Source organism: Fulvivirga sp. AWR4_260, from assembly GCF_056158185.1.
Genome location: NZ_JBSWSU010000015.1, coordinates 135734 through 151321 on the forward strand (window position 1 = coordinate 135734; position 15588 = coordinate 151321).

Here is a 15588-nt window from a genome sequence, read left to right on the forward strand (position 1 = left end):
TTAATTATATCTATTATTGGTTTAGTTCTAAATTTAATGAATTTTTTGAAAAATAAATTTCAAAGGATTAAAATTATGATTATTTTCCGAACTATGATCCCTGATTTTTACAAAAAGAGATCTTTCGCTAGCTGGTTGATAGGCATATTTTTAGTCGCATTTACCAATGTTGCATGCCATACTTCTAGCAATGAAAGCAAAGGTCCTAAGGCTGAAGATGCTCTGGAACCTTTTTCAGTTATTGACTTTGATCTTGATAAGATAAAAAAGCGAGGAGCTATTATTGCTATAGTAGAAAATAGCTCTACTGGTTATTTCTTGTACCGAGGCAAGCCTATGGGGTATGAGTATGACCTGTTGTCATTGTATGCCGAAGAAATAGGTGTAAGGCTAGAAATAAAAATGACCGCTAGCATAGATGAAGCTTTTGAGATGCTCAATAACGGGCAGGGTGATATTATTGCATATTCGTTGGCGGTAACTAAAGCTCGCAAAAAGAAAGTAACCTTTACAGAGAGTCATTATACCACGAGGCAAGTTTTAGTACAGCGAAAACCTTCTAATTGGAGACAACTTACACGAGATCAGATAGAACAACGCTTGGTTAGAAATCAAGTAGACTTGATAGGTCGAGAGATTCATGTTAGGAAGAGTTCGGCATTTGTTGACAGGCTTCAAAACTTATCAGATGAAATTGGTGGAGATATACTCATTATAGAAGACAAGGATAGTTCGGAAACTGAAGAATTGATAAGGAAAGTGGTGATGGGAGAGGTCAACTATACCATTGCAGATGAAACGGTGGCTCTGGTAAATGCTGCTTATTATCCGATTTTAGATGTACGAACTCCAATAAGTTTTCCTCAGCAAATAGCATGGGCCGTAAGAAAAAATGCAGATAGCTTGGCTATGTCAGTTAATGCTTGGGTAAATAGGGTAAAGAAAAAACCTACATTCAATATTATATATAACAAATATTATAGGAGTCCTCGTGCTTCTATCAGACGAGTGAAAAGTGATTTTTCTTCGCTAGGAGGAGAAAAAATAAGTATATATGATGATCTGATCAAAGAAGGGGCTGATTCATTGGGCTGGGACTGGAAGTTGTTGGCGGCTCAGGTGTACCAAGAGTCTCATTTTGATCCTGAGGCTAAATCATGGGCAGGAGCCATAGGCTTAATGCAGTTAGTGCCCGAAACAGCAGAGCGTTTTGGAGCTATGGATTTAACAGATCCGTATCAAAGTATAATTGCAGGAGTAAATCACCTTAGATTTTTAGATGACCTTTGGATGAAAACTGTTAAAGATCCTGATGAGCGAGTGAAATTTGTGCTGGCGAGTTATAATGTCGGCTTAGGGCATGTTATTGATGCCAGAGAATTGGCAAAAAAGAATGGTAGAGACCCTCAGCTTTGGGATAATAATGTAGAGTATTATCTATTAAAAAAATCAAAACCCGAGTTCTTTAGAGACCCAGTAGTAAAATCTGGTTACTGTAGAGGAGAAGAGCCGGTAAACTATGTGAAAGAAATTTTAAATAGATATCATCAGTATAAACAGTTGATAAATAGCTAAATTATTTTAAATTGTATATAAACTTATTTATGTTTTGTATACAAGAATTGACCGCTTATACTACGAATATACCCATGCTCGATTTCTCGATATAAATAAAGAGCAGTTTATTTATATCATGCATTTGTTGCCATCATGCTTAATAGTAATGAGTGATGGCCTTTTGGAGCGAGATGAATGGACCACGCTAAAGCGGCTTACTAAACTTCTAGGCAGAAAGATGGCTACGGATGATCTTGGTATTGCCAAGGAGGAAAATTTGATGCTGATTTATAAAGCTGAAATGCGCTACCTTTTGCGTACTTCTGAATATTGGCAAGATAAGTTTCTAGAAGCCTTGAAAGATTACATGAATTATAATAAGGACTCTAGAATGTTTGTGGAAAAAACAATGAAACTTTTCATTGAGAATGAGGATGGGCCTCATTCTCCTGAATTTAAGGCTTATCAAAAATTGTCTTATCTTTTGAATTTATAGCTTCGAAATGATAGTTTCTAAATTCAAGTCGTCAAGTTGTGAGTCCTCAGAAATAGATCCCATCACTCCATTCATTATTTCATTTTGACGATCTCCTTTTTCAAGAGCTTCTGAATAGCGCATATGCTCCATGAAGGTGACCATGGTGTAAAGTGGAATCCATTTTTCAGGATACTTTTCATGCAGCTTAGCCTCAATTTTTTTTCTGGTCAAGAATTTTTTGTCGGCTACTAAATCTCTCATTTCTATGAAGTTTTTTAATGCCAGATCAGAGATGGCATCAGCGTCCTTTTTTCTGGCTTCACTATATTCTGGCAATACTTTTTCCCAATCATCATTATGTTTGTCTAACAATTCGTTTAGTATGCGGCAGTCTTCAAACCCACAATTCATTCCTTGGCCATAAAATGGTACAATTGCGTGCGCAGCATCACCAATCAATAGGGTGCGGTTTTTAAACCAAGGAGATGCTTTCACTGTCACAAGGTCTGAAGTAGGATTGGTGTTAAAATCATCGATTAAAGAAGGCATTAATTCGCATGCGTCAGGAAATTGAGTTTTGAAGAACTGTTCAATCGCGCTATTGGAATTTAAGCTTTCAAAAGAGTCTTTACCCTCAAAAGGGAAGAACAGCGTTACCGTGAAGCTGCCATCTAAGTTGGGTAAGGCTATGAGCATAAAATTGCCTCTGGGCCATATGTGCAAAGCATTTTTTTCAATTGCAAAACTTCCGTTATCAGCAGGAGGGATAGTTAATTCTTTATAACCGTAGTCAAGATAGAATTGCGAGTAGTTAAACCTACTGGTGTGTTGCATAGAGCGTCTAATGGCAGAGAAAGCCCCATCTGCTCCAATAATTATATCCGATTTTACCTCTGATTTTACTCCCTCTTTTAATAATGAAAAGGTGTTGTTGGCAAAGTTAACCCTGCTGCATTTTGCTTTAAAATGAAATTTTGCCCCTAATTTTTCTGCTTCATCTAAAAGTATCGCATTGAGACCTCCTCGACTAACAGAGTTTATAAATTGATCTTGTTTTCCATAAGGCTGAAAGGTAAGCTCACTTTTTTTATCATGCATCATTCGTCCATGCATTGGTATAACCATTGGTTTTACCTTTTCTATAATGCCTACCTCTTCTAAGGGTAGCCAGCCTCTATTGCTTAAGGCTAAGTTAATAGACCTTCCCCCATCGATAGTGCTTTGTCTTAAATCATCTCTACCTTCATAAACATTTACTCTATAGCCTCTTTTAACGAGGTATATAGCCATTAACGATCCTACCAACCCTGCTCCTATAATTGAAATTTCTTTTTTTGAGTCCATATCAGTTTATCGTGCTTTTGATGATTTCATAAAAAGTAAATACATCTTCAAATGTATTGTATAATGGTACCGGAGCCACTCTAATGGCATTTGGCTCGCGCCAGTCAGCAATAATTCCTTTGTTGTTTAATGCATTAAAAACTTCTTTGCCATTAGAGCTAACAATTAATGATAGCTGACAGCCACTTTCATTTTTGTGCTTTGGAGTAATGTAGTCAATGCCAGGCAGCTGATCTATTAAAAATTTTAAATAACCGGTAAGTAATAAGCTTTTAGACCGAAGGGCTTCCATGCCTACATTATCAAAGATTTCTAAAGAGGCCAGATGAGCCGCACTGCTCAATACATTGACATTACTTAGCTGCCAGCCATCAGCACCTTCCATAGGCTTAAATCCTTTCTCCATTTTAAAACGAGAATCTTCATCGTGGCCCCACCAGCCTGCCATCCTTTGTATGTCGCTATTTTTTGCATGTCTTTCATGAACGAAAATTCCGCTAACGCCACCAGGGCCAGAGTTTAAGTATTTATAGCTACACCAAGCCGCAAAATCAACTTCATCATCGTGAAGTGAAAGGGGTACGTTGCCCGCAGCGTGAGCGAGGTCAAAACCAGCAAAGGCTCCTACCTGATGAGCTGCCGTAGTGATGGCCTTAATGTCGAAAAATTGACCAGTGTAATACTGAACACCACTAAAAAGAACTAAGGCCACAGACTCACCATGTTCATGAATAGTGCTTTCAATGTCTTCTGTGCGCAAAGTGCTTTCACCTTCTCTTGGAGATATTTCAATGATTGAAGTTTGTGGCTCTAAATGATGAAGCTTCACCTGACTCTCAACGGCATATTGATCAGAAGGAAAAGCTCCCGCTTCCATAATAATCTTATATCGGGAGGCAGTAGGTCGGTAAAACGATGTCATCATTAAATGCAGGTTTACCGTTAAGCTATTCATAGATACTACTTCTACAGGCTTTGCGCCTACAATATTGGCCAGTGCAGTTTTGCTGAACTTATGATAATAAAGCCATGGCCTTTTGTTAGAATGGAAATGGCCTTCCACTCCTAAAGTAGCCCACCCTTCTAGCTCTTCATTAATGTAATTGCTCACATTTTTTGGCTGTAAACCCAGTGAGTTTCCTGTAAAGTAAATGGACTTTTTGCCATTAATAACAGGTATGTGAAACAGATCTTTATATTGTTTTAATGGATCTTCATTATCCATTTTTTTAGCAAAATTGATATTGCTTTCGTAATTCATGCGCAAATTTTAATCAAAAATACTTATCTGTACTCCTTTAAGAACACCTTCGTGGCGTAACAATAATTCTTTTTTGGATAGCCCAGAACTAAACCCTGTAAGTGAGCCATCTTTTCCAATTACCCTGTGGCAAGGTATAATAATTGGGATCGGATTTTTCCCATTGGCAGTTCCCACAGCTCTTATGCACTTTATATCTCCTAAGTCTTGGGCTTGCGTAGCATATGAAATGGTTTTTCCATACGGAATGCTCAATAACTGATCCCATACTCTGTTTTGAAAGTCCGTTCCTGAAGGATCTAATGCTAAATCAAATGTTTTTCGTTGTCCTTCCAGGTACTCTAATAACTGTACCTTAGCTTTAACTGAAATTTTATCTTCTGATATAGGAGAATCAGGTAAGCCAAATTTTAACTTAGTAACAGCATCACCATTACTATAAATGGTAATAGGGCCAAGTAACGAAGTGGTGATGCTAGAGGCTTTCATTATTAAATATATCGAGGGTCAGTTTCCATTACATGACCGCAGTTATCGCAAGTGCGTAACTTTTCTGAAGTATAAAATTCTTTAAATCGAGGTAAGAAGTCTTTTTCAATATTGGTTAGAGGAAAATACACTTCGTGTAACTTGTGGTTGCATTGGTCACAAAACCAGAGTAACCCGTCTTCATATGCAGCGTTGCGCTTCCTTTCTATCACTAGGCCTATAGATCCTTCACTTCTTATGGGGCTATGCGGAACTTTAGCCGGATGCAGGTACATTTCTCCTGCTTTTATAGGCACTTCTACTGCTTGCCCATCTTCTTGTATTTTTACAATAATATCTCCTTCTAGCTGGTAAAAAAGTTCCTCTGTTTCATTGTAATGATAGTCTTTTCGGGCATTTGGACCTCCCACTATCATTACTATATAGTCACCCGATTCGGTGTATAGGTTTTTGTTTCCAACAGGTGGCTTTAACAAATCTCTATTTTCGTCTATCCACTTTTGTAAATTAAACGGTCTTCTTATGGCCATAACTGTTTTGTTTATTTCTGGTTAAATTTATAGAAAAAATAAAGTATAAGAGACAAGTTTCAGAAAATCATATGGATATAAATCTTAAGAATAAACGTGCGTTAGTTTGTGGTAGTACTCAAGGTATAGGTAAGGCAATAGTTTTAGAATTGGCAGCATTAGGAGCGAACGTAACTATGGTGGCTCGCGATAGCAACAAAATGCGCGAAATGCTAGATGAAATTCCTACTACTACTGAGCAGCAGCATCATTACATATGCGCGGATTTTGATGAGCCAGATAGATTGAAAACAGCTTTGGATCAATATTTAATAAAAGAAAATGATGTGCACATTCTGGTTAACAACACTGGTGGGCCGGCAGGAGGTAAAGCGGTGGATGCATTGTTAGAAGAATATCAAAACGCATTTCAAAGGCACTTAATATGTAATCAGATTTTAACGCAGGCCGTGGTTCCATTTATGAAGCAAAGTGGATATGGCCGAATTATTAATATTATTTCAACTTCGGTGAAAGCTCCTATTCCCGGCCTTGGGGTTTCTAATACTATTAGAGGTGCAGTAGCCAGTTGGGCTAAAACATTAGCCTATGAACTTGGTGAATTTGGTATTACAGTAAATAATGTGCTTCCAGGGTATACTAGTACGGCTCGTTTAGATGCCATAGTACAAACAAAAGCAGAGAAACAAGGCTTGTCAAAGGAAGAAGTGGAGCAAAGTATGAAGAGTGATATACCTTTACGAAGGTTTGCAGAGCCAAAGGAGACAGCAGAGGCTGTGGCATTTTTAGCAAGCCCTTCTGCTTCATATATTACAGGAATTAATTTGCCTGTAGATGGAGGAAGGTTAAATAGCTTATAATAAAAAGATGGATGCAGTATTAAATTATATAGGAGGAGAGTTTAAAGAGGCGCTTTCAGGTCAGTCTTTTGATAATTATGAACCTGCTACAGGCACGGTATATGGTCAAATTCCGGATTCGGATGAGCATGATGTGCAACTAGCTGTAAATGCTGCACAAGGGGCATTTCCAGTCTGGTCGGAAATGCCTGTGAGAGAGCGCTCTGAAATTTTGTCAAAATTGTCGAGGTTAATACTGGAAAATGTTGATCGCTTGGCTGAGGCAGAAAGTAAGGATTCCGGTAAACCATTGACCTTGGCTCGTAAATTAGACATACCAAGGGCTGCGCAAAATTTGCAATTTTTCAGTTCTTCTATTATTCATTTTTCATCAGAATATCATCAAACCGATAATGTAGCTATTAATTACACCACTCGCTCTCCAATTGGCGTAGTGGGGTGTATTTCTCCCTGGAATTTACCCTTGTATTTATTTACTTGGAAAATAGCTCCAGCCCTAGCTGTGGGAAATACAGTGGTGGCCAAGCCATCAGAGCTGACACCGATGACTGCTTATCTATTGTCCTCCCTATGTGAAGAGGCCGGTTTACCCAAAGGTGTTTTAAATATTGTTCATGGATATGGGCATAAAGTAGGGCAGGCTATAGTTGAGCATCCGGAGGTGGGTGTGATTTCTTTTACTGGTGGAACTGAAACGGGACGGAAAATTGCAAGTACTGCTGCTCCTATGTTTAAAAAACTCTCTTTAGAAATGGGAGGAAAGAATGCCAATATCATTTTTGCTGATGCAGATTTTGATGAAGCTCTAGAAACATCGGTGAGAGCAGCATTTACCAATCAAGGGCAGATCTGTCTTTGTGGGTCAAGGATTTATGTAGAGCAATCTATTTACGAAAACTTTGTAGAAGCTTTTGTTGAAAAGGCCAAAGCACTTCATGTTGCGGAGCCATTGGATGAGAAAGCTGAGCTTGGAGCGGTGGTTTCTAAGGCTCATCAAGAAAAAATATTGGCATATATAAAACTGGCTGAGCAGGAAGGCGGAGAGGTGCAGTGTGGAGGAGGTACGGTTTCATTGTCAGGAGGGTTTGCTAATGGTTATTATGTGGCACCTACGGTTATTACCGGTTTAGATATCAATTGCAGAACTAATCAAGAAGAGATTTTTGGTCCTGTGGTAACTATTTCGCCATTTCAAACAGAAGATGAAGTTGTGGGGTTTGCTAATGCTACAAAATATGGTTTAGCCACTTCGCTGTGGACCTCAGATTTGAAAAGAGGGCATCGTGTAGCTGCTAATATTCACAGCGGCATAGTATGGGTAAATTGCTGGATGTTGCGCGACCTGCGTACGCCTTTTGGAGGAGTGAAGCAGTCGGGGGTTGGGCGTGAAGGAGGAGAAGAAGCGCTAAGGTTTTTTACCGAACCTAAAAACGTATGCATAAAAATGTAAAAGGCTGAGAAATCTCAGCCCTTTGTATATTTTAATTAGAATTGCTCTAATTCTGAAAAGAAGAAGCTTCCTTCAATTTTAGCATTGTCATCAGAGTCAGATCCATGGATCGCGTTAGCTTCGATAGACTCAGCAAATAATGCTCTGATAGTGCCTTCAGCAGCTTCTTTAGGGTTAGTGGCACCTATTAAAGTTCTAAAATCTTCAACAGCGTTATCTTTCTCTAATATCATAGGAACGATAGGGCCAGAAGACATATATTTAGTAAGGTCAGCATAGAAAGGACGCTCTTTGTGTACTTCATAAAACTTACCTGCAGACTCAGTGGTTAACTGAGTTTTTTTCATAGCTACAATTCTAAAGCCTGCTTCTTCAATCATTTTTGTGATAGCTCCAATGTTGCCTGCTGCCACTGCATCTGGCTTTATCATGGTAAAAGTTCTTTTTCCTGACATAGTAGATTTTCGTTTTTATAATATTTTCTGCTAAATTAAGAAGATCCCCGAAATAAACGCCCCCGCGATGGCTAAAATACCTGTTTCAGATAATCAAGGGGAGGTATTTTGTATTTGAATTATTTTATTATCAATTTTGCTGTTTATAAAAATTTAAAACGGTCTTTTTTTTATGAGATCGTGAAGACAATAATGCAGAATCTGGAAGCTTTTAAAACGCTCATCAGTAATCCCAAAAAGATTGTGATCACTACACATCATAAACCCGATGCAGATGCATTAGGCTCTTCTTTGGGGTTAGCAGGATATCTGAAAAAGAAAGGACATACTGTAACGGTAATTACCCCTACAGATTATCCTAGTTTTCTTGATTGGATGAAGGGCAACGATGAGGTCATTATATATAATAAAGACGAAGGGTCTATCAGCCAGTCTAACGATTTGGTAAAAGATGCCGATATTATTTTTTGCCTAGACTTTAGCTGTTTAGGTAGAATTAATGAATTGGGTGATGCAGTAAAAGATGCAAAATGCGTGAAAGTACTCATCGACCACCACTTGGAACCTGATGATTTCGCTGATTTTACCATGTGGGATGTGAAGGCTGCAGCCACTGCTGAGCTCGTTTATGAGTTAATTTGTATGCTTGGTGATAAGCCGCTGATAGATAAAGATCTAGCTGAATGCCTTTATGCAGGTATTATGACAGATACTGGCAATTTTAAGCATCCTAACACTACAAGAAATGTATTTGCTGTATGTGGTGACTTGGTGGAGATTGGAGCAGATAGTGCCAAAGTGTCAAAACTCATCTATGATACCAATTCTTTAGATAGACTTAAATTTTTAGGGTTTGCACTAAGTGAAAGATTAGTAGTGCTAAACGAGTATAACACCGCATATATCGCTATTTCGGCAAGTGATTTAGAAAATTTCCGTAGCAGAACGGGAGACACTGAAGGCCTAGTGAATTATGCTCTTTCGATTGAGGGGATTAAGTTTGCTGCGCTTTTTACCGATAGAACAGAAGCTGTAAAAATGTCTTTCAGGTCAGTGGGTGACTTTTCAGTAAATGAGTTTGCTAAGAAGCATTTTGAAGGTGGCGGGCATAAAAACGCTGCCGGAGGTAAGTCTGACCTTACATTAGAAGAAACTATCAAGAAGTTTGAAAAACTGCTTGAAGAATATAAAACCAATTTGAAAACTAACAACAAAATATACGCTTAGAATGATCAAAAATTCCAAATTATTTGTGTCTATATGCTTAGTTGGAGCTATGATTTCTTGTGGCAAAAAAGAAAAATCTACTGCCTCAGGGATGAAATATACCGTTATTAAAGAAGGTACTGCACCAATAGAAGATGGACAGTTCATGGTTATGAGCATGTCTTATAAAGATGATAAAGATTCAGTATGGATGACTACAGAGGATAAAGATTTTCCTATTGTAGTGCCTAAAACAGATTCTGCATGGTCTGCTAATACAGGAAGTATTGAGCAAATTTTCAATGAATTGAAAGTTGGTGATAGTGTTACTTTCTCTGTGTCTGTTAATGATTTCTTTAAAAATAGTGTGCACTCTCCAGCGCCTCCGGCTGTTGACACAACGGGTAATTTAACATTCTATGTAGGAGTTAATAAGGCTCTTAACAAAGAAGAAATGCAGGATTTCCAACAAGAAATGATGGAAAAGCAACGTAAAAAAATGGAGGATGAAGCTGCAGTTCAGTTGAAAGAAGATGTTAAAACTATTGAAGATTATTTAGCTGCAAATAATATTAAAGCTGAAAAAACTGAATCAGGTTTATTCTACGTGATTAACGAAGCTGGTGGAAGTGATGTAAGTGCTGCTGCTGGAGACACTGTAAAAGTTAATTACACAGGTAAAGTTTTAGAAGGAGCTTATTTTGATACCAGTGATAAAGCTGTAGCTCAAGAGCAAGGTCTATACGATGAAAGAAGAGAGCCTTATGAGCCATTATCTTTTGTGCTTGGTCAAGGAAGAGTAATAAAAGGATGGGATGAAGGTATCGCTTTATTGAAAAAAGGAGATAAAGCTACTTTGTATATCCCTTCTACATTAGCATACGGGCCTAGAGCTGTAAGTGAAGAAATTACTGCTAACTCAATATTAGTGTTTACTGTTGATTTAGTAGATGTACAAAGCGCAACAGCTGCTGAATAAGTTTAAATAATTTACTGCAATGGCTTAGCTTTGCAGTATTAAAATATTATAGGTACTTCAAATTTCATTTTGAGGTACCTATTTTTGTATGTACGCATAGAAGTTTACTTCGTGCACATCAATAAAATAAAACTACAGGTATGAAAATCTGCTTTGCCACCAATAATGAGAATAAAATCAAGGAAGTGAAAAAAATGCTTCCCGATCACATAGATATAGTTTCTTTGAATGATATTGGGTGTAATGAAGAATTGCTCGAAGACCAAGATACCCTTGAAGGTAATGCCAGACAAAAGGCTGAATATGTGTTTAGGAATTACCATGTAGCTTGTTTTGCTGATGATACAGGCCTAGAGGTGAGCGCTATTAATGGGGAGCCGGGAGTTAAGTCTGCAAGGTATGCTGGTGATCATAGAAGTAATGAAGATAATATCTCGCTGTTGCTAACTAAGCTTAAAGATGAAAGTGATACCTCTGCTCAGTTTAGAACAGTGATAAGTTTATTTCTAAATGAAGATGAGGTACAGTTTGAAGGAGTGGTGAAAGGTGAAATTATTTCAGAAAAATCTGGTAGTGATGGATTTGGTTACGATCCAGTGTTTCGTCCTGAAGGATATAATGTTACCTTTGCAGAAATGTCTATGGCAGAGAAAAATAAAATTAGCCATAGAGGCCTAGCCGTAAATAAGTTGATTGAATATTTAACCCAGATATAATAAATTAAATACAGTGAATCCATATATTATAGGTATTACAGGAGGAAGTGGATCAGGGAAGACATTGTTTTTAAATAGTCTCCTTCATCAGTTTGATAGTAAAGACATATGTTTAATCTCGCAGGATAATTACTACCGACCGAGAGAAGAACAGCCTTTGGATGAAAATGGTGTTAAAAATTTTGATACTCCAGAATCGATCGATGATGAGGCTTTTGCGGCAGATATTAGAAAGATAAAATCTGGAGCTTCTTTTGAACGGTTAGAATATACTTTTAATAACCCAGCTATTGCGCCCAAAATGTTACGTTTTGATGCTGCCCCTATAGTAGTTATTGAAGGGCTTTTTGTGATGTATTATAAAGAAGTAAGCGATCTGTTAGACCTCAAAGTGTTTATTTCAGCGAAAGATCACATTAAACTAAAGAGACGTATAATTAGAGATAAAATAGAAAGAGGTTACGACCTTGATGACGTGTTATATAGGTTTGAAAACCATGTGATGCCTACGTTTGAGCAATATTTGGAGCCATTGAAAAATGATGCTGATTTAATAATTCCAAACAATAGTAATTTCGATAATGCGTTAGAAGTGATGAGTGGCTTTTTTAAGTCCAAGCTCAAATAAATATTTAGCTGAACTTGCTTTATAAGTTCGAATCACTACTTTTGTATGCCTTGAATTATGAGCAACAATAAAAACATATTAAAACACAAACACACTGTAGGTATTATCCTAGGGTTTGTTGCTGCTTTTGTTGTGCTCACATCAGAGTCATTTTATTATAATTATTTGGCAAGCTACGAAGTTGAAGTAAAAACTGATGTAGATCAAAATAATGATGATGGTGATTCAGGGCATGAAATACTTACTATTTCTAAAGGAGCAGTAAGTTCGGCAGCGCAAGTAGCTTTTGTTCAGGTGCTGCATTTCATTTCTAATATCTACATTGAGAATATTGATGTTCAGGAAATCGTTTATGCTCACGAGCCTGACTTTAATACCTACTTTAAAACACTTTTTAGGCTCATTATATCCCCAAATGCGCCCTAATTAGACTGTTTATTCCTGTTTAATTTTCTTAAAATAACTAGGTTTTACCTATTAGGATAAAGCCGCATGCCTTTAATACAGGGCGTGTATATACTTACTTATTACCTTAAATCAACAAATATTTAAAAGACAATGCGAAATAAAGGCGCAATTATCACATTAACTGTTATAGTTACGTTGCTATGTATCTACTATTTGTCGTTTACTTTTGTTTCTCGTGGAATACAAAAAGACGCTGTAGATTATGCAACTGATGAGTCAGGTATTGTTAACCTATCTAAAAAACAATCTTACCTAGATTCTATTTACAATCTACCTGTTTACAACCTTTTTGGTATAGAGTATACTTATAAGGAAGTAAAAGATACTGAGTTAAGTCTTGGACTTGACCTTCAGGGAGGTATGCATGTAACTTTAGAGGTATCTCCTGTAGATATCATTAAAGGATTGAGTGGAAACAGCCAAGATCCGGCATTCCTTTCAGCAATTGAAAAGGCTCAAACTAGGCAAAAAGATAGTCAAGAGCAGTTTGCTGATCTATTCCTAGAATCTTATAACGAAACTACTGAAAAGCCTTTAGCAAATATATTTGCTACTGCAGCTAACCGTGGAAGAATCAGTCGAAGCGATAGCGATGACGCTGTAATGAGTGTTATCAAAAAAGAGATTGATGATGCTATAGATAGATCATTTATAATTTTAAGAACCAGATTAGATCAGTTTGGTACTTCTCAGCCAAATATTCAGAGACTACAAGACCAAGGTAGAATCCAAATTGAGATTCCTGGTGCTGATAACCCTGAGCGTGTAAGGAAGTTATTGCAAGGTGTTGCTAAGTTAGAGTTCTGGGAAGTAGCTGATGCTGCTGATGTAAACAGTGCTTTAATTTCTATTAACGGCATGCTTGTAAATGAGCGCAAAGCGGAGTCTGCTTTAGATGTAGAAGGAGAGACTAAGCCAAATGCTGAAGAAGCAATCCCTACCGAGTCTGAGCAAGACTTACAAGACATGTTTGCTGATAGCGATTCTGCTTCAGCAGAAAGCAGTTTAGATTCAGCCTTGGGAGATACTACTACTGCTGATCTAGATACTTTAACTAATAAGCAATCTCCTTTATTTGATTTAATCAGAGCTGCAGGAGGTTTTATTTATGATGTAAAAGACACTGCTGTAATCAATGGTATTTTAGCAAGAAAAGATGTTAAGGCCATGATGCCTCGTTCAGTGAAGCCATTGTGGGCTGTAAAGCCTACAGTAAACGAACAAACTGGAGCCGAATTATTACAATTATACTTTGTTAAGACTGGTAGAGGAGGAAATGCTCGTTTAACTGGTGAAGTAATCACGGATGCTCGTCAGGAGCTTGATCAGTATAGCCGTCCGGCAGTAAGCATGCAAATGAATGCTTTAGGAACTAGAGTTTGGGCAAAAATGACTGCAGAAGCTGCTAGTAGAACACCACGCGGAAGTATTGCTATTGTTTTAGATAACTTAGTTTATTCTGCACCTTTTGTAAACGGAGAAATCCCTAATGGTAATTCTCAAATTTCTGGAAACTTCTCTATTGAAGAAGCTAAAGATTTAGCGAATATATTGAAAGCAGGGTCATTACCTGCTCCTACAAGAATTGTTGAAGAAGCGATAGTTGGACCAACTCTTGGTGCTGTAGCAAGAAACCAAGGTATTATTTCTATGGGAGCTGGTTTAATTATAGTAGTGTTATTTATGATCGGTTACTACTCTAAAGGTGGTCTTGTTGCTGACATCGCGTTAGTATTCAATATTTTCTTTATTGTTGGAATTTTAGCTCAGTTTAATTCTGCTCTTACTTTACCGGGTATCGCTGGTATAGTGTTAACTATCGGTATGTCGATAGATGCTAACGTACTTATCTTCGAAAGAATTAGAGAGGAGATGAGAAATGGAGTGAACTTAAAAGCAGCCATTTCTGCTGGTTACGAAAAGGCGTTTAGTTCAATTGTTGATGCTAACGTTACTACTTTATTAACTGCTATCATCCTATTTGTATTAGGGCAGGGGCCTATCAAAGGTTTTGCCATTACCTTAATGATCGGTATTGTTTGTTCATTCTTTACAGCTGTTTTCATTACCAGAGTAATAATTGAATGGATGACTAAGAAAGGTGATGCAAGCAAAATATCTTTCTCAACGGCTATATCTGGTAAATTGTTAAATGCACCTACTATCGATTTTATGGGTAAGAGAAGAATTGCCTATATGATTTCTGGTATAGTAATAGTTATTGGTATTGCTTTAATCGCTGTTCAAGGACTCAACTTAGGTGTAGATTTTAAAGGAGGTAGATCATATATTGTCAATTTTGATGATGCAGTAGTGGCTACTGATATGAAAGTGGCTCTGAATAAGAGCTTTGAAGGTGGAGGTACTGAAGTTAAAAACTTCGGAAGTAACAAAATTGTAAAAGTAACCACTTCTTATTTGGTAGACGATGAGTCTGATGATGCTGATGATAAAGTACAAGCAGCATTAATTGAAGGAATTGCAAGTTTTACTGGAAAGACTTATGTTGAGGATGACTCAAGAGTAGATGCAGACCACTTTACAATTTCTGGTTCATCAAAAGTAGGAGCTACTATTGCTGATGATATTAAGAGCTCTTCTTACGAAGCGGGCTTATTTGCCATCATCGCTATCTTTATTTATATCTTAATCAGGTTTAGAAAATGGCAATTCAGTACAGGTGCTATTATAGCTTTGGTTCATGATAGTTTATTTGTATTCTCAGCTTTCGGAATAGCAGGTGTATTGGGTATCAAATTTGAAATTGATCAGGTATTTGTAGCTGCGATATTGACCATTATAGGTTACTCTATTAACGATACAGTGGTAGTATTTGACCGTATCAGAGAGTACTTAAACCTTGGTGCTGCTAACGCTGATAAAGCTAAGATCTTTAACTCAGCAATTAACAGTACATTAAACAGAACTTTAATGACGTCAATTACTACTTTAATAGTGGTAGCGATATTGTTAATTTTCGGTGGAGAGGTGTTGAGAGGATTCTCTTTCGCTCTATTCGTAGGTATTGTTGTGGGTACATATTCTTCAGTATTCATTGCATCTCCTGTAGTAGTAGACTTAGATAAGAAGCAATTAGAAAAATAATATTTCACTTTAAGTGGAAATCAAAAAAGGCTTGCCAGTGATGGCAAGCCTTTTTTGTTGTT

Annotated in this window: 15 protein-coding genes; 10 read left to right on the forward strand and 5 right to left on the reverse strand. The window is 37.4% G+C overall.

Annotated features, from left to right (window positions below; translation table 11 throughout):
- Positions 1-75: 75 nt before the first annotated feature.
- Together ACXACQ_RS07065 and ACXACQ_RS07070 are read left to right on the forward strand one after the other, a co-directional pair.
- Positions 76-1575, forward strand: coding sequence for an MltF family protein (locus ACXACQ_RS07065; protein WP_474975235.1), 1500 nt, complete (start codon positions 76-78; stop codon positions 1573-1575).
- A 34-nt stretch (positions 1576-1609) separates the two neighbouring features.
- Positions 1610-2053 (forward strand): hypothetical protein, encoded by a 444-nt coding sequence (locus ACXACQ_RS07070; protein WP_474975236.1) that lies wholly within the window; start codon positions 1610-1612, stop codon positions 2051-2053.
- Here ACXACQ_RS07070 and ACXACQ_RS07075 read toward each other — a convergent pair.
- From ACXACQ_RS07075 to ACXACQ_RS07090, 4 genes are read right to left on the reverse strand one after another with little or no spacing between them, the layout of a single operon-like run.
- On the reverse strand, positions 2048-3379 hold the full coding sequence (locus tag ACXACQ_RS07075; RefSeq protein WP_474975237.1) for an FAD-dependent oxidoreductase: 1332 nt from the start codon (positions 3377-3379) through the stop codon (positions 2048-2050). The genes ACXACQ_RS07070 and ACXACQ_RS07075 overlap by 6 nt on opposite strands.
- Before the next feature lies 1 nt (position 3380).
- Positions 3381-4640, reverse strand: coding sequence for a kynureninase (gene kynU, locus ACXACQ_RS07080; RefSeq protein ID WP_474975238.1), 1260 nt, complete (start codon positions 4638-4640; stop codon positions 3381-3383).
- 9 nt (positions 4641-4649) lie between these two features.
- Entirely contained in the window at positions 4650-5129 is a 480-nt protein-coding gene (locus tag ACXACQ_RS07085; protein ID WP_474975239.1) for a methylated-DNA--[protein]-cysteine S-methyltransferase, read from the reverse strand.
- Positions 5130-5131: 2 nt separating this feature from the next.
- Complete coding sequence (locus tag ACXACQ_RS07090) at positions 5132-5659, reverse strand: 3-hydroxyanthranilate 3,4-dioxygenase (protein ID WP_474975240.1); 528 nt, start codon at positions 5657-5659, stop codon at positions 5132-5134.
- A gap of 71 nt (positions 5660-5730) precedes the next feature.
- On the opposite strand from ACXACQ_RS07090, the gene ACXACQ_RS07095 reads away from it, so the two are divergent.
- Positions 5731-6519 (forward strand): SDR family oxidoreductase, encoded by a 789-nt coding sequence (locus tag ACXACQ_RS07095; protein WP_474975241.1) that lies wholly within the window; start codon positions 5731-5733, stop codon positions 6517-6519.
- Between the two features lie 7 nt (positions 6520-6526).
- Positions 6527-7969, forward strand: a complete 1443-nt coding sequence (locus tag ACXACQ_RS07100) for an aldehyde dehydrogenase (RefSeq protein WP_474975242.1) — start codon at positions 6527-6529, stop codon at positions 7967-7969.
- A gap of 35 nt (positions 7970-8004) precedes the next feature.
- Here ACXACQ_RS07100 and ACXACQ_RS07105 read toward each other — a convergent pair whose 3' ends face one another.
- Positions 8005-8424 (reverse strand): nucleoside-diphosphate kinase, encoded by a 420-nt coding sequence (locus ACXACQ_RS07105; protein ID WP_474975243.1) that lies wholly within the window; start codon positions 8422-8424, stop codon positions 8005-8007.
- Positions 8425-8616: 192 nt separating this feature from the next.
- Between ACXACQ_RS07105 and ACXACQ_RS07110 the strand changes: the two genes are divergently transcribed.
- The 6 genes from ACXACQ_RS07110 (at position 8617) to secDF (ending at position 15526) form a co-directional block, all read left to right on the forward strand.
- On the forward strand, positions 8617-9651 hold the full coding sequence (locus ACXACQ_RS07110; protein ID WP_474975244.1) for a DHH family phosphoesterase: 1035 nt from the start codon (positions 8617-8619) through the stop codon (positions 9649-9651).
- A 1-nt stretch (position 9652) separates the two neighbouring features.
- The gene (locus ACXACQ_RS07115) at positions 9653-10609 is read left to right on the forward strand and encodes an FKBP-type peptidyl-prolyl cis-trans isomerase (protein WP_474975245.1); all 957 of its coding nucleotides are present in this window, start codon (positions 9653-9655) and stop codon (positions 10607-10609) included.
- Between the two features lie 140 nt (positions 10610-10749).
- On the forward strand, positions 10750-11325 hold the full coding sequence (locus tag ACXACQ_RS07120) for a non-canonical purine NTP diphosphatase (RefSeq protein ID WP_474975246.1): 576 nt from the start codon (positions 10750-10752) through the stop codon (positions 11323-11325).
- A 13-nt stretch (positions 11326-11338) separates the two neighbouring features.
- Positions 11339-11953: a uridine kinase family protein gene (locus tag ACXACQ_RS07125; RefSeq protein WP_474975247.1), complete on the forward strand. Its 615-nt coding sequence runs from the start codon at positions 11339-11341 to the stop codon at positions 11951-11953.
- A gap of 57 nt (positions 11954-12010) precedes the next feature.
- The gene (locus tag ACXACQ_RS07130) at positions 12011-12379 is read left to right on the forward strand and encodes a hypothetical protein (RefSeq protein ID WP_474975248.1); all 369 of its coding nucleotides are present in this window, start codon (positions 12011-12013) and stop codon (positions 12377-12379) included.
- Between the two features lie 132 nt (positions 12380-12511).
- Positions 12512-15526 (forward strand): protein translocase subunit SecDF, encoded by a 3015-nt coding sequence (gene secDF / locus ACXACQ_RS07135; RefSeq protein ID WP_474975249.1) that lies wholly within the window; start codon positions 12512-12514, stop codon positions 15524-15526.
- Positions 15527-15588 lie beyond the last annotated feature (62 nt).

Coding starts and splice junctions, on each gene's coding strand:
- ACXACQ_RS07065 (WP_474975235.1), top strand. CDS start 76: ATGATTATTTTCCGAACTATGATCCCTGATTTTTACAAAAAGAGATCT.
- ACXACQ_RS07075 (WP_474975237.1), bottom strand. CDS start 3,379: ATGGACTCAAAAAAAGAAATTTCAATTATAGGAGCAGGGTTGGTAGGA.
- kynU (WP_474975238.1), bottom strand. CDS start 4,640: ATGAATTACGAAAGCAATATCAATTTTGCTAAAAAAATGGATAATGAA.
- ACXACQ_RS07085 (WP_474975239.1), bottom strand. CDS start 5,129: ATGAAAGCCTCTAGCATCACCACTTCGTTACTTGGCCCTATTACCATT.
- ACXACQ_RS07090 (WP_474975240.1), bottom strand. CDS start 5,659: ATGGCCATAAGAAGACCGTTTAATTTACAAAAGTGGATAGACGAAAAT.
- ACXACQ_RS07095 (WP_474975241.1), top strand. CDS start 5,731: ATGGATATAAATCTTAAGAATAAACGTGCGTTAGTTTGTGGTAGTACT.
- ACXACQ_RS07100 (WP_474975242.1), top strand. CDS start 6,527: ATGGATGCAGTATTAAATTATATAGGAGGAGAGTTTAAAGAGGCGCTT.
- ACXACQ_RS07105 (WP_474975243.1), bottom strand. CDS start 8,424: ATGTCAGGAAAAAGAACTTTTACCATGATAAAGCCAGATGCAGTGGCA.
- ACXACQ_RS07110 (WP_474975244.1), top strand. CDS start 8,617: ATGCAGAATCTGGAAGCTTTTAAAACGCTCATCAGTAATCCCAAAAAG.
- ACXACQ_RS07115 (WP_474975245.1), top strand. CDS start 9,653: ATGATCAAAAATTCCAAATTATTTGTGTCTATATGCTTAGTTGGAGCT.
- ACXACQ_RS07120 (WP_474975246.1), top strand. CDS start 10,750: ATGAAAATCTGCTTTGCCACCAATAATGAGAATAAAATCAAGGAAGTG.
- ACXACQ_RS07130 (WP_474975248.1), top strand. CDS start 12,011: ATGAGCAACAATAAAAACATATTAAAACACAAACACACTGTAGGTATT.
- secDF (WP_474975249.1), top strand. CDS start 12,512: ATGCGAAATAAAGGCGCAATTATCACATTAACTGTTATAGTTACGTTG.